Source organism: Serratia sp. 506_PEND (assembly GCF_001076875.1).
Lineage (GTDB): Bacteria > Pseudomonadota > Gammaproteobacteria > Enterobacterales > Enterobacteriaceae > Serratia > Serratia marcescens.
Genome location: NZ_JVEL01000390.1, coordinates 16,063 through 38,954 on the forward strand (window position 1 = coordinate 16,063; position 22,892 = coordinate 38,954).

The following is a 22,892-nucleotide window of genomic DNA, read 5'->3' on the forward strand; positions in this document are numbered from 1 at the left end:
GGTCTTCCAGGTAATGGTGCCAAGGATGGCGATGATAATGATAGGAATGGTCCAGACGACCGCTTCGATCTTGTTGGAGTGGGCCCAGTTCGGACTGTACTTGGCGTCTTTGTTGGAAGCGCGATACTTCCAGGCAAAGGCGAACGCCATGAAGATAACTGGCACCACTACGATCAACATCAACGCGATTGCAGTGATAATCAGTGTCCGTTGCTCAACACCAATTGCTCCTTTGGGATTCATCAAAACCATATCGCAGCCACTGAGCAATACAGTGCCTGCGATTAATGACAGCATCCCAATACTTTTATTGTATTTCTTAAGTCTCATCTAACGACCTCAATAACAAAGGCTCAATTGTCGTTTCATGTGTGCGGGCATTTTACGGGAAGGTTGCAGTACTGTAAACATGCTTAAGGGAGTGTCAGCGGCTTGTTGACACTTTCTGTTAAGGGGGTCACAGATGTAACCCTGCGTGACAATTTACCAATGACAACAACGCGTTGGCACGCTGAATCGTGACGAGCAGCCCGTATGTTAAGGAAAACTAAAGGTATGATGAATTTGGCGAAGAAATGCGCGGCGGGGAAATACGCAGAAAAGGTTTATTTAATGTAAAATAATTGTGTCTTAAAGGTGAATTTAATTTTATTTCCGAGCGCGACAGTCGGATAAAAAAATAATTTCCGCGCCGATTATCTTTTTTTACCGAAATAAATATACCCCCGGATCGCTTTTTTTTCGGCCGGCGAAATCACCGGCCGTTCAGATTATGCCAAACGGGTGCGGCGCAGGGCGAGGTAATCCAACGTACTGCCCATTGCGACGCCGAGCAGGCTCAGCGCGGCGCCGACCTGCAGCAGCCGATCGGCCAACTGCGGGGCCTGCGTCCAATCCAGCGCATTGGCGATAAGCAACAGCAACCACAGGCCCAACAGCGAACAGCCTAGCGTCAGCAAGCGCAGTGCCCAACGGTAAGATTCTGAAAACTCGGTGCGCGGCATAAAATTGCCATGCTGCTGGGTGTGCTCCAGCGTCTGACGACAGATACCGAGCAGCAGCAAGCCGGGCAGGGCAGCGGCGATAGAGAACAGGTAGAACAGCGGCCAACCGTGGGCTTCGACGAACCAGCCGGCGATCGGGCCGACATAGACACGCCCTACGGCGGACAGCGCCGACAGCAGCGCGAACTGGGTGGCGGAGAACGACCGGTTGCACAGCGTCATCAGCAACGCCACGAAGGCCGCGGTGCCCATGCCGCCACACAGATTTTCGAGGAAGATGGCGCTGCCCATGGTGAGCAGGCTCTTGTCGGTCACCGCCAGGATCCAATACCCGAGATTGGAGACCGCCTGCAGGACGCCGAACAGCATCAGCGCGCGGAACAGGCTGAGACGCTGCATCAGCACGCCGCCGAACAGGGCGCCGACGATGGTCGCGAACAGGCCGAGGGTTTTGTTCACCAGCCCGACTTCACCGGCGTCGAACCCCACGCCGCGGATCAGGAAGGTGGTGCTCAGGCTGCCGGCGAAAGCGTCGCCCATTTTGTACATCACGATCAGCAGCAGGATCAGCCAGGCGTTGTTGCGGCCGAAGAAATCGCGCAGCGGCGCGACGACCGCCTGTTCCATGGTGCGCGGCGCCGGGATGTTTTCGTCCGGCTCCGGCGCCAGCAGCGTGGCGGCCACGCCGATCAGCATCAACCCGGCCATCAGCCAGTAGGTGGCTTGCCAGCCGAAATAGCGGTCCGCCAGCCACAGCGCCAGGCCGCCGGAAACCAGCATCGCCAGCCGATAACCCAGCACCGAGATCGCCGCGCCCGTGCCCCGTTCTTCGGCTTTCAGCAGGTCGGTTTTATAGGCGTCGAACACGATATCTTGCGAGGCGGAGCAGAACGCCACCAGCACCGCCAACGCCGCCAGCCACCACAGGTGCTGCGCGGGCTGCATAAAGCCCATCGCCACAATCGCCGCCACCAGCAACAGCTGGCTGATCAGCAGCCAACCGCGCCGCCGCCCGAGAAACGGCGGGGTATAGCGGTCCATGAACGGCGACCAGAGGAATTTGAAGACGTAGGCCTGGCCCACCAGTGAGAAGATGCCGATGGTTTTCAGATCGATATTTTCGACGGTCATCCAGGCTTGCAGCGTGCCGGAGGTCAATGCCAGCGGCAGACCCGACGCGAAGCCCAGCAGCAGCAGAATGGCGGAGTTACGCTGGGTGAAGATGTTCAAATAGTGTTTCGACATGAGTTCCCTGTCTGCGCCGCCCGATCCGCCGGGCGGCACAAGGCGCGGCGATTAACGCGCGTTTTGCTTGATGAAATCGTTGACGCTGGTGTCCTGAGCCATGTCGGCGATCACGTCGCCCAGCACGGAGTTGACGGCGTCGGTGATCTTCTCGTTGGTCGCCGTGAAGGCGCCCTGCACGTTATAGGTCGAGCGGTAATTCTTCACCTGTTTGTTGCCGTTCTTCGCCTGGGCGATGATCGAGATGTCGGCTTTGGTGGTGATGTTGTAGCGCAGGTTACCTTCGGCGACGTCCGCGTACAGATTATTGACGACGATTTGCAGCGCCACCGGGCCGTCGGCGCCGATCATGTAGCCACGTGCGCCCATCTGTTTCTCCAGCACTTCCTGCAGCAGGAAACGCAGATCGCGCGATGGCGTCAGCGTGACCAGCTGGCCGTCGCGGTTCACCTTGGCCAGCGCCTGGTCGGTGCGCTGATCCGCGCCGTTGATGCTGACAGTGATGCCCTGCAGGGTAGGATCCTGCTGCGGCAGAACGATTTTCGGCGTGACGTTCAGGGTGTTGCTGCTGGTCGCGCAGCCGGCCAGCAGCAGGGCGGCCAGCAAAGGAAGACAAAGTTTCTTTAACATGTTTTCTGTCTCATTCTCGATGGATTTAGCAATAATCAGAGCGGGATAGCCGACAACAAATTGCCGACATCATAGCATCGCCGCCGTGCGGTGGAAGCGCGGAAGGCGCCTGAGTGACAAATTTTTACCTGCCGTTGATAAAAACACGCTTTTTTGGCCCGCTCAATCGGATAATCCCCCAAGCGGCGGGGATGGCGCTCATCATTTGACCGCAGAAAAGAGAAATTTGTCCCGGCGATGGTCTAAACGGGGGAAAACCGGCTAATATTGAACTAGATGGGCACGGTCCTCTGCCGGTGTTGTAAGGAGATCCTATGATTCGCGAGCAAATAGAAGCAAAGTTAAGGGCGGCGTTTGAGCCCGCGTATCTGGAAGTCGTTGATGAAAGCTATCGTCATAACGTTCCGGCGGGTTCAGAAAGCCATTTCAAAGTGGTATTGGTCAGCGATCGCTTCGTCGGCGAACGCTTTTTGACGCGCCACCGCTCCATCTACGGCGTATTGTCGGAGGAGCTGGCGGACGGCGTACACGCGCTGGCGCTGCATACCTATACGCTCAAAGAGTGGGAAGGTCTGCAGGATACCGTGCCGGCCTCGCCGCCGTGCCGCGGCGCGGGCACGCTGGCCTGAGGGGGAAATTTTCAGGTATCAGTGGAACTTTGCCCTTGAATTAGGGTATTACTACTGACGAATTTTGAAACGGCCTGCGGGCCGTTTCTGTTTTTGACGACGACACGGCCGACGCGCAATGTGGCCAACGTTCGGTCTGTTTTGGCGGCCTTTTGGCGATCGAATCGGCAAAAGTGTGAGTTTTAGCGCGCCTGCGCCGCCTAGCTTTCCTCGACTCGCCACGCATGCGCCGCTATAATGTCGCGTCTTATTTTTCCGGAATGGTTTCGGGACGCTTCTGTCATCAGGGAACTCGGTTCTTATCTGTAGCCGTCCTGGTTCTTGGAACGGAGTTGACCGAGCACTGTGATTTTTTTGAGGTAACAAGATGCAAGTTTCAGTAGAAACCACTCAAGGCCTTGGGCGCCGTCTCTCTATTACTGTACCGGCTGATACTATCAAGCAGGCGGTGAAGAAAGAGCTGATCAACGCAGCGAAAAGCGTGCGTATCGACGGCTTCCGCAAAGGCAAAGTGCCGATGAACATCGTGGAACAGCGTTACGGCGCCTCTGTTCGTCAGGACGTGCTGGGCGAAGCGATGCAGCGCAGCTTCGTTGACGCGATCATCAAAGAAAAGATTAATCCGGCCGGCGCACCAAACTACGTGCCGGGCGAGTACAAAGAAGGTGAAGACTTCACTTTCGCCGTTGAGTTCGAAGTGTATCCAGAAGTTGAGCTGAAAGGCCTGGAAAACATCGAAGTTGAAAAACCCGTAGTTGAAGTGAACGACGAAGACGTCGACGCGATGCTGGATACCCTGCGCAAGCAGCAGGCAACCTGGAAAGAAACCGATCGCGCAGCGGAAGCTGAAGATCGCGTGACCGTTGACTTCACCGGTTCTATCGACGGTGAAGAGTTCGAAGGCGGCAAAGCGTCCGACTTCGTGCTGGCAATGGGCCAGGGCCGCATGATCCCAGGCTTCGAAGAAGGTCTGGTTGGTCACAAAGCGGGCGAAGAGTTCTCCATCGACGTGAACTTCCCGGAAGACTACCACGCGGAAAACCTGAAGGGCAAAGCGGCCAAATTCGCTATCGTGCTGAAGAAAGTTGAAGAGCGCGAGCTGCCGGAACTGACCGAAGAGTTCATCAAGCGTTTCGGCGTGGCGGACGGTTCCGTTGCCGGCCTGCGCACCGAAGTTCGCAAGAACATGGAGCGCGAGCTGAAAGGCGCGGTGCGTAACCGCATCAAGTCTCAGGCGATCGACGGCCTGGTGAGCGCGAACGAAATCGACGTGCCTGCTGCCCTGATCGACGGCGAAATCGACGTGCTGCGTCGTCAGGCTGCACAGCGTTTCGGCGGCAACGAGAAGCAAGCGCTGGAACTGCCACGCGAACTGTTCGAAGAGCAAGCGAAACGCCGCGTAGTGGTTGGCCTGCTGCTGGGCGAAGTGATCAGCACCAACGATCTGAAAGCTGACGAAGACCGCGTGAAGACGCTGATCGAAGAAATGGCTTCTGCCTACGAAGATCCAAGCGAAGTCATCGAGTTCTACAGCAAAAACAAAGAGCTGATGAACAACATGCGCAACGTGGCTCTGGAAGAGCAAGCGGTTGAAGCCCTGCTGGCAAAAGCGAAAGTGACTGAAAAAGCCACTACCTTCAGCGAGCTGATGAACCAGACTCAACAGGCGTAATGCCGGCGTGCCGGGCGCGATGAACGGCGCCCCCGGTTTCGCCTGGCGAACCGGCGCACGATGAAAAAGCCCGCAACCTCTGGTTGCGGGCTTTTCTTTTTGCCACGTTGCTGATTAATCTCAGGTTAAGCGGGATAATATGCACTATATTTACCCTGTTGCCTGGGGAACTGGCTGGCATGATAACGGTCAGATTAACGGCATCGTTTTCGGCGCGCGGAGAAAATCGGCCCCTGGGCTTGAAATTGCGCCGGGATCCCCCAATCTGTAAAGAATGATTCTGGGGCTGTTTGCCAAAGTGCGCGGGATAAACTAACCGTCGGGTACGTGCGGCGCGGGTCGAATGCTTGAGCATAGTCATCATGGCCGTTCTCAAGTAGAATCGGCGTATTAGGGTGACACCCTGGCCGCCAAGGCAATTTCTATTAGGAGACGGTAATGTCATACAGTGGCGAACGAGATCAATTTGCACCGAACATGGCGCTGGTGCCGATGGTGGTAGAGCAGACTTCACGCGGGGAGCGTTCTTACGACATTTATTCCCGCCTGCTGAAAGAGCGCATCATTTTCCTGACCGGCCAGGTGGAAGATCACATGGCCAACCTGATCGTGGCGCAAATGCTGTTCCTCGAAGCGGAAAGCCCGGAAAAAGACATTTTCCTCTACATCAACTCGCCGGGCGGGGTGATCACCGCGGGCATGTCGATTTACGACACCATGAAGTTCATCAAGCCGGACGTCAGCACCATCTGTATGGGCCAGGCGTGCTCGATGGGCTCCTTCCTGCTGACCGCGGGCGCCAAAGGCAAACGTTTCTGCCTGCCGAACTCGCGCGTGATGATTCACCAGCCGCTGGGCGGCTACCAGGGCCAGGCGACGGACATCGAAATCCACGCGCGTGAAATCCTCAAGGTGAAAGCGCGCATGAACGAACTGATGGCCGAGCATACCGGCCAGCCGCTGGAGCAGATCGAGCGCGACACCGAGCGCGATCGCTTTATGACCGCGGAAGAAGCCGTGGAATACGGCCTGGTTGACGGCATTCTGACACACCGCAGCTAGAACCACGCGGCGCCGATGGACTATAGTAATCAGAGTGGGCAGGGGCTCGCTCTGTTGTAGCCCCTCGGCGTTCCCGATATGAGTTTGGGCGCACTGCCGCCGTGATTTTCCTGCGGGACAAGACTAAAGAAGAGGTTTGACTGATGACAGATAAGCGCAAAGACGGTTCAGGAAAGCTGCTGTACTGCTCTTTTTGCGGCAAAAGCCAGCATGAAGTGCGTAAGCTGATTGCCGGGCCGTCAGTGTATATCTGCGATGAATGTGTCGATCTGTGTAACGACATTATTCGCGAAGAGATTAAAGAAGTTGCCCCGCATCGTGAGCGCAGTGCGCTGCCGACGCCGCACGAGATCCGCCACCACCTGGATGACTACGTCATCGGCCAGGAGCAGGCGAAGAAAGTGCTGGCGGTTGCGGTGTACAACCACTACAAACGCCTGCGCAACGGCGATACCAGCAACGGTATCGAGTTGGGCAAGAGCAACATCTTGCTGATCGGCCCGACCGGCAGCGGCAAGACTCTGCTGGCGGAAACGCTGGCGCGCTTCCTGGACGTGCCGTTCACCATGGCCGACGCCACCACGCTGACCGAAGCCGGTTATGTGGGCGAGGACGTGGAAAATATTATCCAGAAGCTGTTGCAAAAATGCGACTATGACGTGCAGAAAGCGCAGCGCGGCATCGTTTATATCGATGAAATCGATAAGATTTCCCGTAAGTCCGACAACCCGTCGATCACGCGTGACGTCTCGGGTGAAGGCGTGCAGCAGGCGCTGCTTAAGCTGATTGAAGGCACCATCGCCGCGGTTCCGCCGCAGGGCGGGCGCAAGCATCCGCAACAGGAATTCCTGCAGGTCGATACTTCCAAGATCCTGTTTATCTGCGGCGGCGCATTCGCCGGCCTGGATAAGGTGATCGGTCAACGCGTCAACACCGGCTCCGGCATCGGCTTCGGCGCGACCGTCAAGGGCGAGTCCGAGAAGGCCACCGAAGGCGAACTGCTGCTGCAGGCCGAACCGGAAGATTTGATCAAGTTTGGTCTGATCCCTGAGTTCATCGGCCGTCTGCCGGTGGTGGCGACCCTGAGCGAGCTGAGCGAAGACGCGCTGATTCAGATCCTGAAAGAGCCGAAGAACGCCCTGACCAAGCAGTATCAGGCGCTGTTCAATCTGGAAGGCGTGGAGCTGGAGTTCCGCGACGAAGCGCTGAACGCCATCGCCAAGAAAGCCATGGCGCGCAAAACCGGCGCCCGCGGCCTGCGTTCCATCGTGGAAGGCGCGCTGCTCGACACCATGTACGATCTGCCGTCGATGGACAGCGTAGACAAAGTGGTGATCGACGAGTCGGTGATCGCCGGCCAATCCAAACCGCTGCTGATTTACGGCAAGCCTGAAGCCCAGGCGTCTGGCGAATAATTAGCCAGTTAAACCAGCGCGTTATCAGCAAAATGGGGGATTTCATCCCCCATTTCTTTTTCCTGCATTCTTGCCGTTGAATGTAAGAGATTCATCCCCATATACTCATTAACCAGATTTTATGAAACGTTAGATGCTTGCGTCTCATGAGATTCCCCCTCAACCTGGCGGAAATTAAACTAAGAGAGAGCTCTATGAACCCTGAGCGTTCCGAACGCATTGAAATCCCCGTTTTGCCATTGCGCGACGTGGTGGTTTATCCGCACATGGTGATCCCGTTATTTGTTGGCCGGGAAAAATCGATTCGGTGCCTCGAAGCCGCAATGGATCACGATAAGAAGATCATGCTGGTGGCACAGAAAGAGGCCTCAACGGATGAACCTGGCATTAACGACTTGTTCTCGGTCGGCACCGTAGCGTCGATCCTGCAGATGCTGAAGCTGCCGGACGGCACGGTAAAAGTGCTGGTCGAGGGGCTGCAGCGCGCACGCATCACTACGCTGTCCGACAGCGGTGAGCATTTCGCCGCGCAGGCGGAATACCTTGAGTCGCCGGCTATCGACGAGCGCGAGCAGGAAGTGCTGGTGCGCACCGCGATCAATCAGTTTGAAGGCTATATCAAACTGAACAAAAAAATCCCGCCGGAGGTGCTGACTTCACTCAACAGCATCGACGACGCCGCGCGCCTGGCGGACACCATCGCCGCCCATATGCCCCTGAAACTCAGCGATAAGCAGTCGGTGCTCGAGATGTCCGACATCACCGAGCGTCTGGAATACCTGATGGCGATGATGGAATCGGAGATCGACCTGCTGCAGGTTGAGAAACGCATCCGTAACCGCGTCAAGAAGCAGATGGAGAAGAGCCAGCGCGAGTACTATCTGAATGAGCAGATGAAGGCGATTCAGAAAGAACTGGGCGAGATGGACGACGCGCCGGACGAGCACGAAGCGCTGAAGCGCAAGATCGATGCGGCGAAAATGCCGAAAGAGGCGCGCGAAAAAACCGAAGCGGAACTGCAAAAGCTGAAGATGATGTCGCCGATGTCGGCGGAAGCGACCGTGGTGCGCGGCTACATCGACTGGATGCTGCAGGTGCCGTGGAATGCGCGCAGCAAGGTGAAAAAAGACCTGAACAAGGCGCAGGAAGTGCTCGATACCGATCACTACGGCCTGGAGCGCGTCAAGGATCGCATCCTCGAGTACCTCGCGGTGCAGAGTCGCGTCAGCAAAATCAAGGGGCCGATCCTGTGTCTGGTGGGGCCGCCGGGCGTGGGTAAAACCTCGCTGGGGCAGTCGATCGCCAAAGCGACCGGTCGTCAGTACGTGCGCATGGCGCTGGGCGGCGTGCGTGACGAAGCGGAAATCCGCGGTCACCGTCGTACCTACATCGGTTCGATGCCGGGCAAACTGATCCAGAAGATGGCCAAGGTTGGGGTGAAGAACCCGCTGTTCCTGCTGGATGAGATCGACAAGATGTCTTCCGACATGCGCGGCGATCCGGCTTCCGCTCTGCTGGAGGTGCTGGATCCGGAACAGAACGTGGCGTTCAACGACCATTATCTGGAAGTGGATTACGATCTGTCCGACGTGATGTTCGTCGCCACCTCGAACTCGATGAACATTCCTGCGCCGCTGCTGGACCGTATGGAAGTGATCCGCCTGTCGGGTTATACCGAGGACGAGAAGCTCAACATCGCCAAACAGCACCTGCTGCCGAAGCAGCTTGAGCGCAATGCGCTGAAAAAAGGCGAACTGACGGTCGACGACAGCGCCATCATCGGCATCATTCGCTTCTACACCCGCGAAGCCGGGGTGCGTAGCCTGGAGCGTGAAATCTCCAAGCTGTGCCGTAAAGCGGTGAAAACGTTGCTGATGGACAAGAAGCGCAAGCATATCGAGATCAACGGCGACAACCTGAAGGATTACCTGGGCGTGCAGCGCGTCGATTACGGCCGTGCGGATACCGAAAACCGCGTGGGCGAAGTCACCGGGCTGGCGTGGACGGAAGTGGGCGGCGATCTGCTGACCATTGAAACCGCCTGCGTGCCGGGCAAAGGCAAGCTGACCTACACCGGTTCTCTGGGTGAAGTGATGCAGGAATCGATTCAGGCGGCGCTGACCGTGGTGCGCGCGCGCGCGGAGAAATTGGGCATCAACGCCGATTTCTACGAGAAACGCGACATCCACGTGCACGTGCCGGAAGGGGCGACGCCGAAAGACGGCCCGAGCGCCGGTATCGCGATGTGCACCGCGCTGGTCTCCTGCCTGACCGGCAACCCGGTACGCGCCGATGTGGCGATGACCGGCGAGATCACGCTGCGCGGTCAGGTGTTGCCGATCGGCGGCCTGAAAGAGAAACTGTTGGCGGCGCACCGCGGCGGCATCAAAACCGTGCTGATCCCTTACGAGAACAAGCGCGATCTGGAAGAGATTCCGGACAATGTTATCGCCGATCTGGAGATTCATCCGGTGCAGCGAATCGATGAAGTTTTGAACATTGCGTTGCAAAACCCGGCCTTCGGCGCACTGCCGGTAGCGGCAAAATAGTGACGAATCGCAAAAACCATTGATAAAACTTATACTGGCAAGCCATTTCGGACTTGCCAGTATTTTTTTGTACCGCTAAGTTAGATCTCTGTCGGCCCGCGTTTTGTCACCCAGTCGGTGGCTTGCCAAGGTTCGATGGGATTGATATAACAGCTGCGCTGTCGCAACCGTAGGGATTTTTCGGTGCGACGATAGAATTCTAGAGGGGATGATAGAGTGAATAAGTCACAACTGATCGACAAGATTGCCGCAGGTGCTGATATTTCCAAAGCGGCAGCGGGACGTGCTTTAGACGCAGTAATCGCTTCCGTTACCGACTCCCTGAAAGCAGGGGATGACGTGGCTCTGGTAGGTTTCGGTTCCTTTACCGTGCGTGAACGTTCGGCCCGTACCGGCCGCAACCCGCAGACCGGTAAAGAGATCAAGATCGCGGCAGCCAAAGTACCTGCCTTCCGTGCAGGGAAAGCGCTGAAAGACGCTGTAAACTGATTTAGCGTCTAACCGTTTAGCGTAACAGGGTTTTGTAATAAACAATCACCTGACGCAGCGGTGCTGGTAAGGTAAGATACAAGGCGCATCGGACTGATGCGCTTTTTTTATTTTTGTCGCAGGGAACGCGCCTGCGCAAGGGTTGTTAATCCACATCACAGCGGAGTGTTGTCACACTATGATGGACAATTTACGCGCGGCTGCCAATCACGTCGTGCTCAAAATCATCCTGGCCCTGATCATCCTGTCATTCGTTCTGACCGGGGTGGGTAACTACCTGATCGGCGGCTCCGGCGATTATGCTGCGAAAGTAAATGGTCAGACGATCGAACGCGCTCAGCTGGAACAGGCTTTCCAAAGCGAGCGCAGCCGCATGCAGCAGCAGCTGGGTGACCAGTTCTCTGCGCTGGCCGGCAACGAAGGCTACATGCAGCAGATGCGCCGTCAGGTGTTGTCCCAGTTGATCGACAACATGCTGCTCGACCAGTACGCCAAAAAGCTGGGCCTGGCGGTCAGCGACGATCAGATCAAGGACGCCATCCGCAAGGCGCCTTACTTCCAGACCAACGGCCAGTTCGATAACGCCAAATATCTCGATCTGATCGGTCGCATGGGTTACACCGCCGACAACTTCGCGCAGTCGATGCGTCAGCAGTTGGTCAATCAGCAGGTGATCCAGGCCTTCGGCGAGTCCGGTTTCGTGCTGCCGTCTGAATCGCAAGCGATGGCGGCGCTGGTGCTGCAGGAGCGCGACGTGCGCCTGGCGACCATCGATTTGAAAGCGCTGCAGGTGAAACAAAGCGCCGGCGACGACGAACTGAAGGCGTATTACGATCAGAACAAGAACAGCTTCATCGCCCCGGAGCAGGTGAAGGTGAGCTATATCCCGCTGGACGCCGCGTCCATGCAGGACAAGGTGAAAGTGAGCGAAGAGGACATCAGCGCTTACTACGACCAGCACAAGAGCAGCTACGGCCAGCCTGAGCGTAAAAACTACAGCGTGATCCAGTTGAAAACCGAGGCGGAAGCCAACGCGGCGCTGGACGAGCTGAAGAAGGGCGCCGATTTCGCCGCGCTGGCGAAAGAGAAATCCACCGACATCATCTCGCGCCGCACCGGCGGCGAACTGGGGTGGCTGGAGCCGGAAACCACCGCCGATGAGCTGAAGCAGGCTAACCTGACCGAGAAAGGGCAGCTGTCCGGCGTGGTGAAATCCTCTGTCGGCTTCCTGATCGTGCGTTTGAACGACATCGAACCTGAGAAATTGAAACCGCTGAGCGACGTGCATGACGCTATCGCCAAGCAGGTGCAGCAGGAGAAAGCGGTAGACGCGTATTACGCGCTGCAGCAGAAGGTGAGCGAAGCGGCGACCAGCGACAACGAATCTCTGGCCTCGGCTGAAGAAGCGGCCGGCGTGAAAGCGGCGCAAAGCGACTGGTTCACCCGTGACAACATTCCTGCCGCGCTGAACTTCAAGCCGGTGGTGCAGGCGATCTTCGACGGCTCGCTGATCGGCGAGAACGGCGCGCCGGGCAGCAACTCTGACGTGATCACCGTAGACGGCGACCGCGCCTTCGTGGTGCGCGTGAGCGGCCACAAGCCGGAAGGCATCGAACCGTTCGACCAGGTAAAAGACCGCGTGGCGGAACTGGTGAAACGCAACAAGGCGCTGCAGGCAGCGAAGCTGCAGGGCGAGAAGCTGTTGGTTGAGCTGAAGCAGGGCAAGGGCGATGAAGCGATGAAAGCCGCCGGCCTGAGCTTTGGCGCCGTGCAGAAGATGGCGCGCGCGCCGGAAGACAGCCAACTGGTGGAGAGCGTGTTCGCGCTGCCGCACCCGCAGGACGGCAAACCGGTGTACGGCATGTCGCAGGATCGCCAGGACAACGTGGTGCTGATTGCGCTTGATGCGGTGAAGCCGGGCACGCTGCCGGAAGACGAAATGAAAACCTTCGTCGGCAAGATGGAAGAGGGCGCGACCGGCGTCTCCTTCGATTCGCTGCTGGCGAGCCTGCGTAAAGAAGCCAAGATCAAAATGGGCGCCGCTGAGCAACAGCCTCAGTAATCGCCGCATTTTTCTGCAACGCAGTGCAACAAACAAAGGCCGCTTTCGCGGCCTTTTCCATATCTGACATCCGTCGATTGCTGAATATCCGCCGCCGCGGCAAGGTAGCCGTGCTGTCACACACAAGGAGGATACAGCATGCAATATTCAGAGAAAAAAGCGTTTTTCGGTTACCGTCGTCACGTTAACGCCGCGCTGACCGCGCTGTTGTTATGCCTGGCTGGGCCGGCCGCCGCGGTGGAAAAAAACGAGGCGCCCATGCTCTCAACACCGGCGAGCAATGGCGGACAATCGGTGATGACCAAGGCAACCGAAGAGGCGGCGGTCAGCATCAATCAGGCCACCGCCGAACAGCTGGCCGCCGCCCTGAGCGGCGTCGGTCTGAAGAAGGCGGAAGGCATCGTGCGCTATCGCGAACAGAACGGGCCATTCACTCAGGTTGAGCAGTTGCAGGAGGTGCCTGGCATCGGGCCGGCGCTGTTTGAGAAGAACCGCACCCGGCTGAAAATGTGATCCCGGTCGCGGCTGCGTGGCAAAATGCCGCTGAGGCCGTGACTCCTCTGCTACATTTTACAGGTCTTACCAGTTTGGCGCATTGACCAAACGGGCGAGGGAGCCAGCGTGGCTCCCTCTTTCTGTAATCACCAGGCAGGAGCGATCGTTCCCTATGCAAACCTTTATCAAAGTTCGCGGTTATCACCTTGATGTTTACCAGCACGTTAACAACGCCCGCTATCTGGAGTTTCTGGAAGAGGCGCGTTGGGAGTGGTTGGAGAACGAAGCCGGGTTCCGCTGGATGACGGAAAACAACATCGCTTTTATCGTGGTGAACATCAATATCAATTACCGCAGCCCGGCGGTATTGGGGGATAAACTGCGTATCGACAGCCAGATGGTGCAGCTCAACGGCAAGAGCGGGGTGCTGAGCCAAAAGGTGACGCAGGATCCGGCGGGGACGCCGGTGGCAGACGCGCTGCTGACTTTCGTGTGCGTCGATCTGAAAACGCAGCGGGCGCTGCCGATCGAAGGCGAATTGCGCGAGCACCTGGAGGCGCTCACGCTGAAGGATAATCCGCAGTAAGTTCACGGGCGGCAGAGGCTGCCGCCGTCACTGCCCTCAGGCCAGGCCGGCTTTCTGTTTCAACGCCGCCATCACTTCCGCCTGGTTGGCCCGGTATTGCGTCAGGCCATTGGCGCGCAGGTTGCAAGCGGCGCACTCGCCGCAGCCGTCACCCTTGATGCCGTTGTAGCAGGTCAGCGTATCCTGGCGTACGCGATCCAGCTGGTGGTAATAATCCGCCAGCGCCCAGGTCTCGGCCTTGTTCAGCCACATCAGCGGCGTTTCGAAGCGGATATCGCGGGCGATGCCCAGCGTCACCGCCTTGTTCAGCGCTTTAACGAACTCGTCGCGGCAATCCGGGTAGCCGGAGAAATCGGTTTCACACACGCCGGTGATCACCGCTTCCGCTTCGACCTGGTAGGCGTAGATCGCCGCCAGCGTCAGGAACAGGATGTTGCGGCCCGGCACGAAGGTGCTCGGCAGCGCGTTTTTCTGGTTGGGATCGTAGGCGGGAACCGGAATATTGTCGCGCGTCAGGCTGCTGACGGCCAGCTCATTGAGCAGCGTCACGTCCAGCACCTTGTGCGCTTTGGCGCCGAGGGCCACCGACAGCTCCTGAGCCACTTCAATCTCGGCGCGATGGCGCTGGCCGTAATCGAACGTGACGCAGTGAACTTCGTCATACTGTTGCAATGCCTGGATCAAGCAGGTCGTGGAGTCTTGTCCACCGCTGAAAACGACAACCGCGCGCTTCATAAAATCACCTTTTTGGGCTTTGGCCTCTCCCGATACACATTCGGGCGGCAGGATAAAAATTGCGTTGCGGCGACAATAGTAGCAGAAAGGGCCGCCAGGCGCAGGGCGGTTCGGCTCAGGCCGGTGCGTCATCCACCGGCGGCGGCAGCCACGCCTGACAAAAATCGAACCAGCCGTGGGCGGTCAGCGTCACGCCATGCATGCGCGGCGGCGCGCTGATCTGATACTGGTAGTGAAACAGCGGCGTGATGATGGCGGCGGCCATCAGCTGTTGATAATAGGCCTGCAGCCGTGCGAAGCGCGGTTGCTGCGCCTGCAGCTGCTGGATCTGCCGCAGCGTATCCTGTTGCTGCTGCCAGCGGCTTTCCGTGAGGATGCCGCGCCACAGCGTATCCTGCCGCAGCCAACTCTCCAGCGTCGCCTCCGGCGCTTCGCCGATCAGGTTGTCCGCCAGCAGCAGATCGGCCTGGGCGATCTGTTCCTCGCTTTGCCAGCGCTTGCCGGCGTAGTAGCGCACTTCCAGCTCGCAGCCGTGCTGCGCGAGCAACCGCTGTAGTGCGGCCGTCACCGTTTCCAGCTCGACCGGCGGCCGATACAGCAGCGTCAGCCGGTCGGGCAGGGCGACGTCCTCTTCGACCTGTTGGTGCGGGATGCGCCAGCCGGGCAGCATTTCATGGCTGGGGGTGATCACGCTGTTGGGGATCGGCAGATGGCTCAGCAGGCCGGACTGCTGGATCAGCATCAGCAGCTTTTGCCCTTGGGCTTCGCTCAGCACGCCGTGGCGCAGGTTCAGCGCCAAATAACACCAGCCCAGGCTCATGCTGCGCTGCACCGGCCGGGCCTGCGCTAAATCGTCTTGCTGACCGATGGTGATGCGCACCGGATGCTGGCAGCTGGCGTCGGCGCCGGCGGTGGGCAGATCGGGGGTGATCCAGTATTCGATGGTGTCCAGATACGGATGCTGCAGATGGTAACCGGCGTGCTGTTCCAGCCGCACCAGTTGCGGCTCATTCAGTGTCAGCTTGAACGGGCCGGCGCCGATGGCCGGCAGCTCCGGGTGCGTCATCAGGCAAGGCAGCTCCGCCAGCCGGTGGGCCAGCCAGTAGTCCGGCAGGTGCAGATCGAACTGAATGCACAGCGGATGCGGCAGGCTGATGCGCGCGACGTTAGCCAGGCTCGGTTGGCTGCGCGGATGGCGCTGCAGTTTTTCCAGCGTTTGCAGCAGCTGGTGGCCGGTCAACGGTTCGCCGTTGTGCCAGCGCAGCTGGCTGCGCAGAAAGAAGCGCCAGCGCAGGCCGCGATCGCTAATCTGCCAATGGTGCGCCAGATCGGGTTGCGGTTCCGGGTTACCGGTCATCAGGCGCGTCAGTCCGGCGTGCAGGGTCGACACCAGATGTTGTTCGGCGCGGCCGGTCAGCGTGAGCGGGTCGAGCGCTTCCAGCGTGCGGTAATAGGGAATGCGCAGCGTCGGGCTGCCGGCCTGCCATTGCCCGCCGAGGTGCGGGCTGAGCAGATCCTGCAGGTGCTGCGGATCGAGTTGCGCCATCTCCAGCGCCCCCTGATGATTGCCCTGTTGCAGTAGCTGTTGCAGTAGCAGCGCGCGCAGTTCATCCGGGGTTTTCAGGCAGTGCAGGCGAGCGCGTTTGCCGCGGCCGGGCTGCGAATGCCAGCTCAGCCAGCCTTGATCCTGCAGCTGTTGCACCAACGTGCGGGCATGGCGTTCGCTGCAGTAGAACATCGCCGCCAGCTCGCCGATGGTCACGGCGACCGGCGCGCTGCCGAGCTGATGGTACAGGCGTTGATATTGGCTGAGACGGTGAACCAGGCGCATGGGCAGAAATCCGGAACAGTTTTTTCAAATTGTTCACTATTACTTCCGCAAATGCCATCCCATACTGCAGTGATTGTAATCGCGTTCACATTCAAGAGGTCTTTATGTATCGCCTGGCAGCTTTCGATATGGACGGCACGCTGTTGATGCCGGATCACCGGGTTGGTCCGGAAACGCTGGCGGTGCTGAACCAGCTGGTGGAGCGGGAGATGGTGGTGACGTTCGCCACCGGGCGGCACTACCTCGATGCGCAACCGATCATGGCGCAACTGGGGCTGCAGGGTTACCTGATCACCGGCAACGGCACGCGGGTATATGACAACCGCGGCCAACAGCTGCACGCCACCGACCTGCCGGCGGAGATCGCCGAAGAGGTGCTGCATCATCATTGGCGCACCCGCGCCAGCATGCATGTATTCCGCGACGAAGGTTGGCTGACCGAGTTTCCCGTGCCGGAAGAGATGCTGCGGGCGCACCACCTGAGCGGCTTTCGTTTTCAACTGGCCGATGTGCGCCGTCTACCGGCGTTCGGCAACAGCAAGGTGTGCTTTGTCGCGCCGCATGAAGAGTTGCTGGCGTTGCAGGTGCAGCTGCGGGCGCAGTTGGGCGACGAGGCAGACCTGTGCTTTTCCGCTTACGACTGTCTGGAGGTGCTGCCGCTCGGTTGCAACAAAGGCACGGCGCTGGAGCGGTTGAGCCGTCATCTGGGGCTGACGATGGCCGACTGCATGGCGTTCGGCGACGCGATGAACGACAAAGAGATGCTGGGAGCGGTGGGGCACGGCGTGGTGATGGGCAACGCCCTGCCGCAGCTGAAATCCCTGCTGCCGCAGCTACCGGTTATCGGCCATTGCCAACAACAGGCGGTGGCCCACTATTTACAACATTGGCTGCGTTCACCTTGCCTCACCTATTCCCCCGAAGAATGAGGTTCTCCTTACAGCCGGCCGGGTATGACTACCCGGCTTTTTTTTACCCGAAGCCTGGCGTTACAAATCCGCCAGCTGCGCGAGATACGGCTGCAGATCGCCGATGTTGTTGCTGACCCATTCCGGGTTGTAATAGGTATCCAGATAACGCTCGCCGCTGTCGCACAGCAGGGTGACGATCGCCCCTTGCTCGCCGTTTTCCCGCATCTGCTTCGCCAACTGCAGCGCACCCCAAACGTTGGTGCCGGTAGAGGCGCCAACCTTGCGGCCCAGCACGCCTTCCAGCCAGTGAATGGTGGCGACGCTGGCGGCATCCGGCACGCGCAGCATGTTGTCGACCACCGATGGGATGAACGACGGCTCGGCACGCGGGCGGCCGATGCCTTCGATACGGCTGCCGCAGCTGCCGATCAGGGTGCGATCGCCGTGGTGGAAGCAGTCATAGAACACCGAGTTTTCCGGATCGACCACCGTCAATTGGGTGTCGTGCCCCTGATAGCGGATATAGCGCCCCAGCGTGGCGGAGGTGCCGCCGGTGCCGGCGCTCATCACGATGTGTTTCGGCACCGGGAAGGGTTCGCGCGCCATCTGGCGGAAGATGCTGTCGGCGATGTTGTTGTTGCCGCGCCAGTCGGTGGCGCGCTCGGCGTAGGTGAACTGATCCATATAGTGGCCGTTCAGCTCTTTCGCCAGCTGTTCGGAGGCGGCGTAGATCTGGGCGGCGTGATCGACGAAGTGACAGCGGCCGCCATAGAAGGCGATCTGCTCCACCTTGCGGCGCGCGGTGCAGGACGGCATCACCGCGATGAACGGCAGGCCGATCAGACGGGCGAAGTAGGCTTCGGACACCGCGGTGCTGCCCGAAGAGGCCTCAATGATGGTGGTGTTCTCGGTGATCCAGCCGTTGCACAGGCCATAAAGGAACAGCGAGCGCGCCAGGCGGTGTTTCAGGCTGCCGGTCGGGTGGGTGCTCTCATCTTTCAGGTACAGGCAGATGCCGGGAAACGCCGGCAGGTTCAGGCGAATCAGATGCGTATCGGCGGAGCGTTGAAAATCCGCTTCTATTTCACCGATAGCATATTTTACCCAAGAGTTTGTCATGATTTGGCCTCAGAATAGGGGGCTGGTTTATGGCGTAGCATAGCCTGTCGGCGGGAAAAAAGGATTGCCATTTTCCCTGTTTAATCGCCTAATGAGAGAAAATTTTTCTCCTGGTGGCCGCTATGTTAGATAAAACAGACCGTAAGCTGCTGTGCATGCTGCAGCAAGATTGCACCCAGTCGCTGCAGGCGCTGGCCGATGCGGTCAATTTGACCTCGACGCCGTGCTGGAAACGGCTGAAGCGCCTGGAGGACGAGGGCTATATTCGCGGCCGAGTGGCCTTGCTGGATAATGAAAAGCTCGGCCTGGGGTTGACGGCGTTCGTGCTGATCAAGACCCAGCAGCACAGCAGCGAGTGGTATCAGGCGTTTGTGCAGTTGACCAGCCAAATGCCCGAGGTGCTGGCGTTCTACCGGATGGCGGGGGAGTACGACTACCTGATGCAGGTCGAAGTGGCGGACATGAAAAGCTACGACGGCTTTTATAAGCGCCTGGTGAACGGCGTACCGGGCCTTATTGACGTCACCTCGAGCTTTGCCATGGAAAAAATCAAATACACCACCGCGCTGCCGGTGCCGGAGTGAAAAGTTCACCGGACGGGCGGCTCAACGATGGTATCCTGCTCTGCTGAAGCAGAAAAAGAGACAAATCCCATAAAATCCTGGAATCAAACTGCGTGAGATTATTTGCACAAATCGGCTGGTACTTCCGCCGGGAGTGGCGCCGCTACCTCGGGGCGGTGGTGCTGCTGATCGTCATCGCCATCCTGCAACTGTTGCCGCCTAAGCTGGTCGGCATCATCGTGGACGGCGTCACCGAAAAACAGATGTCCACCGGCGTGCTGATGGCCTGGCTCGGGCTGATGATCGGCACCGCGATCGTCGTTTATCTGCTGCGCTATGTGTGGCGGGTATTGCTGTTCGGCGCCTCTTACCAGCTGGCGGTCGAACTGCGCGAAAACTTTTACCGCCAGCTCAGCCGACAAAACCCGGCGTTCTACCTGCGCCACCGCACCGGCGACCTGATGGCGCGCGCCACCAACGATGTGGATCGCGTGGTGTTCGCCGCCGGTGAAGGCGTGCTGACGTTGGTGGATTCGCTGGTGATGGGGGTGGTGGTGCTGGTGGTGATGAGCACCCAAATCAGCTGGCAGCTGACGGTGTTGGCGTTAATCCCGATGCCGCTGATGGCGATCGCCATCAAATATTACGGCGACCAGCTGCACCAGCGCTTTAAATCGGCGCAGGCGGCGTTTTCCAGCCTGAACGATCAGGCGCAGGAAAGCATGACCAGCATACGCATGATCAAGGCCTTTGGGCTGGAAGATCACCAATCGAACCGCTTCGCCGATGTCGCGGCGCAGACCGGGGCCAAGAACATGCACGTGGCGCGGGTGGATGCGCGCTTCGATCCGACCATTTATATCGCCATCGGCGCGTCTAACCTGTTGGCCATCGGCGGCGGCAGCTGGATGGTGGTGAACGGTTCACTGACGCTCGGGCAACTGACCAGCTTTGTGATGTACCTCGGCCTGATGATCTGGCCGATGCTGGCGCTGGCCTGGATGTTCAATATCGTCGAGCGCGGCAGCGCGGCCTACAGCCGCATCCGCAGCCTGCTCGATGAGGCGCCGGCGGTGCAGGATGGCCCGCAGGCGTTGCCGGCCGGGCGCGGCGTGCTGGACGTGGATATCCGCGCGTTCCACTACCCGGACAACCCACATCCGGCGCTGCATGACGTGGCGCTGACGTTGAAGCCGGGGCAGATGCTGGGGCTGTGCGGGCCGACCGGGGCCGGTAAGTCGACATTACTGTCGCTGATCCAGCGCCAGTTCGACGTCGACCAAGGGCAGATCCGCTATCACGGCCTGCCGTTGCCGCAGGTCAAACTCGACGACTGGCGTTCGCGGCTGTCGGTGGTGAGCCAAACGCCGTTCCTGTTCTCCGATACCGTGGCGAACAACATCGCGCTGGGCCATCCGGGGGCGACGCAGGCGCAGATCGAACAGGCGGCGCGGTTGGCCAGCGTCCATGAGGACATTCTGCGGCTGCCGCAGGGCTATGACACCGAGGTGGGCGAACGCGGCGTGATGCTGTCGGGCGGGCAGAAACAGCGCATCTCCATTGCACGAGCGCTGCTGCTGGATGCGGAGATCCTGATCCTCGACGATGCGCTGTCGGCGGTGGATGGCCGTACCGAACACCAGATCCTGCACAACCTGCGCAGCTGGGGGCAAGATCGCACGGTGATCATCAGCGCGCACCGGCTGTCGGCATTGACCGAAGCCAGCGAGATCCTGGTGATGCAGCACGGCGGCGTGGCGCAGCGCGGCGATCCGGCGGCGTTGGCGGCGCAGCCGGGCTGGTATCGCGATATGTACCGTTATCAGCAGCTGGAAGCGGCGCTGGACGAGGCGCCGGAAAACGGCGAGGAGGCGTTGGCCGATGAATAAAGTGCAAAAGCTGTGGCCGACGCTGAAGCGGCTGCTGGCCTACGGCTCGCCGTACCGCAAACCGCTGGGGCTGGCGGTGCTGATGCTGTGGATCGCGGCGGCGGCGGAAGTCGCCGGGCCGATCCTGGTGAGCTATTTTATCGATAATTACGTCGCCAAAGGGCAACTGCCGCTGATGATTGTCGGCGGGCTGGCGGCGGCCTACATTCTGCTGGAGCTGCTGGCGGCGGCGCTGCACTACTTCCAGGCGCTGCTGTTCAACCAGGCGGCGGTGGGGGTGGTGCAGCGGCTGCGCACCGACGTGATGGACGCCGCGCTGCGCCAGCCGCTCAGCGCCTTCGACACGCAACCGGTCGGGCAATTGATCTCGCGCGTTACCAACGACACCGAAGTGATCAAGGATCTGTACGTGATGGTGGTCTCCACGGTGCTGAAAAGCGCCGCGCTGATCGGCGCCATGCTGGTGGCGATGTTCAGCCTCGACTGGCGCATGGCGCTGGTGGCCATCTGCATCTTCCCGGCGGTGTTCGTGGTGATGGGCATTTATCAATATTACAGCACGCCGATCGTGCGCCGGGTGCGCAGTTATCTGGCGGACATCAACGACGGTTTCAACGAAGTGATCAACGGCATGGGCGTGATCCAGCAATTCCGCCAGCAGGTGCGCTTCGGCGAGCGCATGAGCGCCGCCAGCCAGTCGCACTATCTCGCGCGCATGCAGACCTTGCGGCTCGACGGTTTCCTGCTGCGGCCGCTGCTCAGCCTGTTTTCGGCGCTGGTGCTGTGCGGTTTGCTGATGTTGTTCGGCTTCAGCGGCGAAGGCGTGATTGGCGTCGGCGTGCTCTATGCCTTCATCAACTACCTGGGGCGTTTGAACGAACCGCTGATCGAGCTGACGTCGCAACAGTCGATCCTGCAGCAGGCGGTGGTGGCCGGCGAACGTATTTTCGAACTGATGGATCGCAGCCAGCAGAGCTACGGCGCCGACGATAGTCCGTTGGCCGGCGGCCGCATCGACATCACCGATCTGAGCTTCGCTTACCGCGCGGACAAAAAGGTGCTGCAGCATATTTCGCTGTCGGTGCCGTCGCGCGGCTTCGTGGCGCTGGTCGGGCACACCGGCAGCGGCAAGAGCACCTTGGCTAACCTGCTGATGGGTTATTACCCGGTCAGCGAGGGGGAAGTGCGTCTCGATGGCCGCCCGATCTCCAGCTTGTCGCACCGCACGCTGCGCCAGGGCGTGGCGATGGTGCAGCAGGATCCGGTGGTGATCGCCGATTCGGTGCTGGCCAACGTCACGTTGGGGCGCAATATCGAGGAAGACGCCGTTTGGCGGGCGCTGGAAACGGTGCAGCTGGCGGATCTGGTGCGCGGCTTCCCGCAGGGTATCCACACCCGCCTGGGGGAGCAGGGCAATAACCTGTCGGTCGGGCAGAAACAGCTGCTGGCGATGGCGCGGGTCTTGGTGCAGGCGCCGCAGATCCTAATCCTCGACGAGGCGACCGCCAATATCGACTCGGGCACCGAACAGGCTATCCAGCGCGCGCTGCGTGCGATACGCGAGCACACCACGCTGGTGGTGATCGCCCACCGGCTGTCGACCATCGTCGATGCCGATTCCATTTTGGTGCTGCATCGCGGCCAGGCGGTGGAGCAGGGCAACCATCAGCAGCTGCTGGCGCAGCAGGGGCGTTACTACCAGATGTACCAGCTGCAGTTGGCGGGCGAACAACTGGCGGAAGCGGTGCGCGAGGAGAGCCAACCCGCCTGAACATGGGCCGCGCTCGCGGCCCTTCTTTCTTTCCAACGCACCATAAGCAGGCAAACCATCTGGGCCACGCCCCCTTTCTGCACTTTTTCGACGCGATGCGCACCAAATCGGTGCGCATTATTTAACCTGTCCAAGGTATCGGTGCCGTGCCGCCTCGCGGCTGCGCCCGCGTGCCCGCTAATCCGCTGAATCGCCCTGCAAAATTAAATTTGGCACAGCCCTTGCTACATATGAC

Annotated in this window: 18 protein-coding genes and 1 pseudogene; 13 read left to right on the forward strand and 6 right to left on the reverse strand. The window is 59.4% G+C overall.

Translation table 11 applies throughout. The features are described from left to right. The 3 genes and pseudogenes from ADK28_RS33005 to ADK28_RS13685 all read right to left on the reverse strand — a co-directional run. Nucleotides 1–330: pseudogene (locus ADK28_RS33005) on the reverse strand (cytochrome o ubiquinol oxidase subunit II); the annotation flags it as partial. Nucleotides 331–770: 440 nt separating this feature from the next. Beyond that, entirely contained in the window at nt 771–2,249 is a 1,479-nt protein-coding gene (gene ampG, locus ADK28_RS13680; RefSeq protein WP_048795897.1) for a muropeptide MFS transporter AmpG, read from the reverse strand. Between the two features lie 51 nt (nt 2,250–2,300). Next, the gene (locus ADK28_RS13685) at nt 2,301–2,879 is read right to left on the reverse strand and encodes a lipoprotein (RefSeq protein ID WP_004940363.1); all 579 of its coding nucleotides are present in this window, start codon (nt 2,877–2,879) and stop codon (nt 2,301–2,303) included. 314 nt (nt 2,880–3,193) lie between these two features. Between ADK28_RS13685 and bolA the strand changes: the two genes are divergently transcribed. The 9 genes from bolA to ADK28_RS13730 all read left to right on the forward strand — a co-directional run bounded on the left by bolA (nt 3,194) and on the right by ADK28_RS13730 (nt 13,838). Continuing rightward, nucleotides 3,194–3,508, forward strand: a complete 315-nt coding sequence (gene bolA / locus ADK28_RS13690; RefSeq protein ID WP_004940361.1) for a transcriptional regulator BolA — start codon at nt 3,194–3,196, stop codon at nt 3,506–3,508. 367 nt (nt 3,509–3,875) lie between these two features. Further along, nucleotides 3,876–5,180: a trigger factor gene (tig, locus tag ADK28_RS13695; RefSeq protein ID WP_004940358.1), complete on the forward strand. Its 1,305-nt coding sequence runs from the start codon at nt 3,876–3,878 to the stop codon at nt 5,178–5,180. 438 nt (nt 5,181–5,618) lie between these two features. Then, nucleotides 5,619–6,242, forward strand: coding sequence for an ATP-dependent Clp endopeptidase proteolytic subunit ClpP (gene clpP, locus ADK28_RS13700; RefSeq protein WP_016928858.1), 624 nt, complete (start codon nt 5,619–5,621; stop codon nt 6,240–6,242). A gap of 143 nt (nt 6,243–6,385) precedes the next feature. Continuing rightward, entirely contained in the window at nt 6,386–7,657 is a 1,272-nt protein-coding gene (gene clpX, locus ADK28_RS13705) for an ATP-dependent protease ATP-binding subunit ClpX (protein ID WP_004940354.1), read from the forward strand. A 194-nt stretch (nt 7,658–7,851) separates the two neighbouring features. Continuing rightward, nucleotides 7,852–10,206 (forward strand): endopeptidase La, encoded by a 2,355-nt coding sequence (gene lon, locus ADK28_RS13710; RefSeq protein WP_004940352.1) that lies wholly within the window; start codon nt 7,852–7,854, stop codon nt 10,204–10,206. Nucleotides 10,207–10,422: 216 nt separating this feature from the next. Then, on the forward strand, nt 10,423–10,695 hold the full coding sequence (gene hupB, locus ADK28_RS13715; RefSeq protein WP_004940351.1) for a nucleoid-associated protein HU-beta: 273 nt from the start codon (nt 10,423–10,425) through the stop codon (nt 10,693–10,695). 178 nt (nt 10,696–10,873) lie between these two features. Continuing rightward, nucleotides 10,874–12,757, forward strand: a complete 1,884-nt coding sequence (ppiD, locus tag ADK28_RS13720; RefSeq protein WP_048795898.1) for a peptidylprolyl isomerase — start codon at nt 10,874–10,876, stop codon at nt 12,755–12,757. A 138-nt stretch (nt 12,758–12,895) separates the two neighbouring features. Then, the gene (locus tag ADK28_RS13725) at nt 12,896–13,270 is read left to right on the forward strand and encodes a ComEA family DNA-binding protein (RefSeq protein WP_033641142.1); all 375 of its coding nucleotides are present in this window, start codon (nt 12,896–12,898) and stop codon (nt 13,268–13,270) included. A gap of 154 nt (nt 13,271–13,424) precedes the next feature. Beyond that, complete coding sequence (locus ADK28_RS13730) at nt 13,425–13,838, forward strand: acyl-CoA thioesterase (RefSeq protein ID WP_004940344.1); 414 nt, start codon at nt 13,425–13,427, stop codon at nt 13,836–13,838. A gap of 36 nt (nt 13,839–13,874) precedes the next feature. Here the strand turns inward: ADK28_RS13730 and queC are convergent, their stop codons facing one another. Both queC and ADK28_RS13740 read right to left on the reverse strand, forming a co-directional pair. Beyond that, on the reverse strand, nt 13,875–14,573 hold the full coding sequence (queC, locus tag ADK28_RS13735; RefSeq protein ID WP_004940343.1) for a 7-cyano-7-deazaguanine synthase QueC: 699 nt from the start codon (nt 14,571–14,573) through the stop codon (nt 13,875–13,877). Between the two features lie 115 nt (nt 14,574–14,688). Then, nucleotides 14,689–16,404, reverse strand: a complete 1,716-nt coding sequence (locus ADK28_RS13740; RefSeq protein ID WP_048795899.1) for an SgrR family transcriptional regulator — start codon at nt 16,402–16,404, stop codon at nt 14,689–14,691. A gap of 104 nt (nt 16,405–16,508) precedes the next feature. On the opposite strand from ADK28_RS13740, the gene cof reads away from it, so the two are divergent. Next, nucleotides 16,509–17,333: an HMP-PP phosphatase gene (gene cof / locus ADK28_RS13745; RefSeq protein ID WP_033641140.1), complete on the forward strand. Its 825-nt coding sequence runs from the start codon at nt 16,509–16,511 to the stop codon at nt 17,331–17,333. 60 nt (nt 17,334–17,393) lie between these two features. Here cof and ADK28_RS13750 read toward each other — a convergent pair whose 3' ends face one another. Further along, a complete protein-coding gene (locus ADK28_RS13750) occupies nt 17,394–18,434 on the reverse strand; it encodes a PLP-dependent cysteine synthase family protein (protein ID WP_004940335.1) in 1,041 nt (346 codons plus the stop codon). A gap of 122 nt (nt 18,435–18,556) precedes the next feature. Here ADK28_RS13750 and ADK28_RS13755 point away from each other — a divergent pair, with 122 nt between their 5' ends. The 3 genes from ADK28_RS13755 (at nt 18,557) to smdB (ending at nt 22,657) form a co-directional block, all read left to right on the forward strand. Then, entirely contained in the window at nt 18,557–19,018 is a 462-nt protein-coding gene (locus ADK28_RS13755; RefSeq protein WP_004940330.1) for an Lrp/AsnC family transcriptional regulator, read from the forward strand. A gap of 92 nt (nt 19,019–19,110) precedes the next feature. Continuing rightward, entirely contained in the window at nt 19,111–20,886 is a 1,776-nt protein-coding gene (gene smdA, locus ADK28_RS13760; RefSeq protein WP_016928851.1) for a multidrug efflux ABC transporter permease/ATP-binding subunit SmdA, read from the forward strand. Next, the gene (smdB, locus tag ADK28_RS13765; protein ID WP_016928850.1) at nt 20,879–22,657 is read left to right on the forward strand and encodes a multidrug efflux ABC transporter permease/ATP-binding subunit SmdB; all 1,779 of its coding nucleotides are present in this window, start codon (nt 20,879–20,881) and stop codon (nt 22,655–22,657) included. Before smdA ends, smdB begins: the two co-directional genes overlap by 8 nt. The last annotated feature ends 235 nt before the right edge of the window (nt 22,658–22,892 follow it).

Bases quoted from the DNA above. Each gene is read 5' to 3' on its own strand.
- ampG (WP_048795897.1), bottom strand. From the start codon at position 2,249: ATGTCGAAACACTATTTGAACATCTTCACCCAGCGTAACTCCGCCATT.
- ADK28_RS13685 (WP_004940363.1), bottom strand. From the start codon at position 2,879: ATGTTAAAGAAACTTTGTCTTCCTTTGCTGGCCGCCCTGCTGCTGGCC.
- bolA (WP_004940361.1), top strand. From the start codon at position 3,194: ATGATTCGCGAGCAAATAGAAGCAAAGTTAAGGGCGGCGTTTGAGCCC.
- tig (WP_004940358.1), top strand. From the start codon at position 3,876: ATGCAAGTTTCAGTAGAAACCACTCAAGGCCTTGGGCGCCGTCTCTCT.
- clpP (WP_016928858.1), top strand. From the start codon at position 5,619: ATGTCATACAGTGGCGAACGAGATCAATTTGCACCGAACATGGCGCTG.
- clpX (WP_004940354.1), top strand. From the start codon at position 6,386: ATGACAGATAAGCGCAAAGACGGTTCAGGAAAGCTGCTGTACTGCTCT.
- lon (WP_004940352.1), top strand. From the start codon at position 7,852: ATGAACCCTGAGCGTTCCGAACGCATTGAAATCCCCGTTTTGCCATTG.
- ppiD (WP_048795898.1), top strand. From the start codon at position 10,874: ATGATGGACAATTTACGCGCGGCTGCCAATCACGTCGTGCTCAAAATC.
- ADK28_RS13725 (WP_033641142.1), top strand. From the start codon at position 12,896: ATGCAATATTCAGAGAAAAAAGCGTTTTTCGGTTACCGTCGTCACGTT.
- ADK28_RS13730 (WP_004940344.1), top strand. From the start codon at position 13,425: ATGCAAACCTTTATCAAAGTTCGCGGTTATCACCTTGATGTTTACCAG.
- queC (WP_004940343.1), bottom strand. From the start codon at position 14,573: ATGAAGCGCGCGGTTGTCGTTTTCAGCGGTGGACAAGACTCCACGACC.
- ADK28_RS13740 (WP_048795899.1), bottom strand. From the start codon at position 16,404: ATGCGCCTGGTTCACCGTCTCAGCCAATATCAACGCCTGTACCATCAG.
- cof (WP_033641140.1), top strand. From the start codon at position 16,509: ATGTATCGCCTGGCAGCTTTCGATATGGACGGCACGCTGTTGATGCCG.
- ADK28_RS13750 (WP_004940335.1), bottom strand. From the start codon at position 18,434: ATGACAAACTCTTGGGTAAAATATGCTATCGGTGAAATAGAAGCGGAT.
- ADK28_RS13755 (WP_004940330.1), top strand. From the start codon at position 18,557: ATGTTAGATAAAACAGACCGTAAGCTGCTGTGCATGCTGCAGCAAGAT.
- smdB (WP_016928850.1), top strand. From the start codon at position 20,879: ATGAATAAAGTGCAAAAGCTGTGGCCGACGCTGAAGCGGCTGCTGGCC.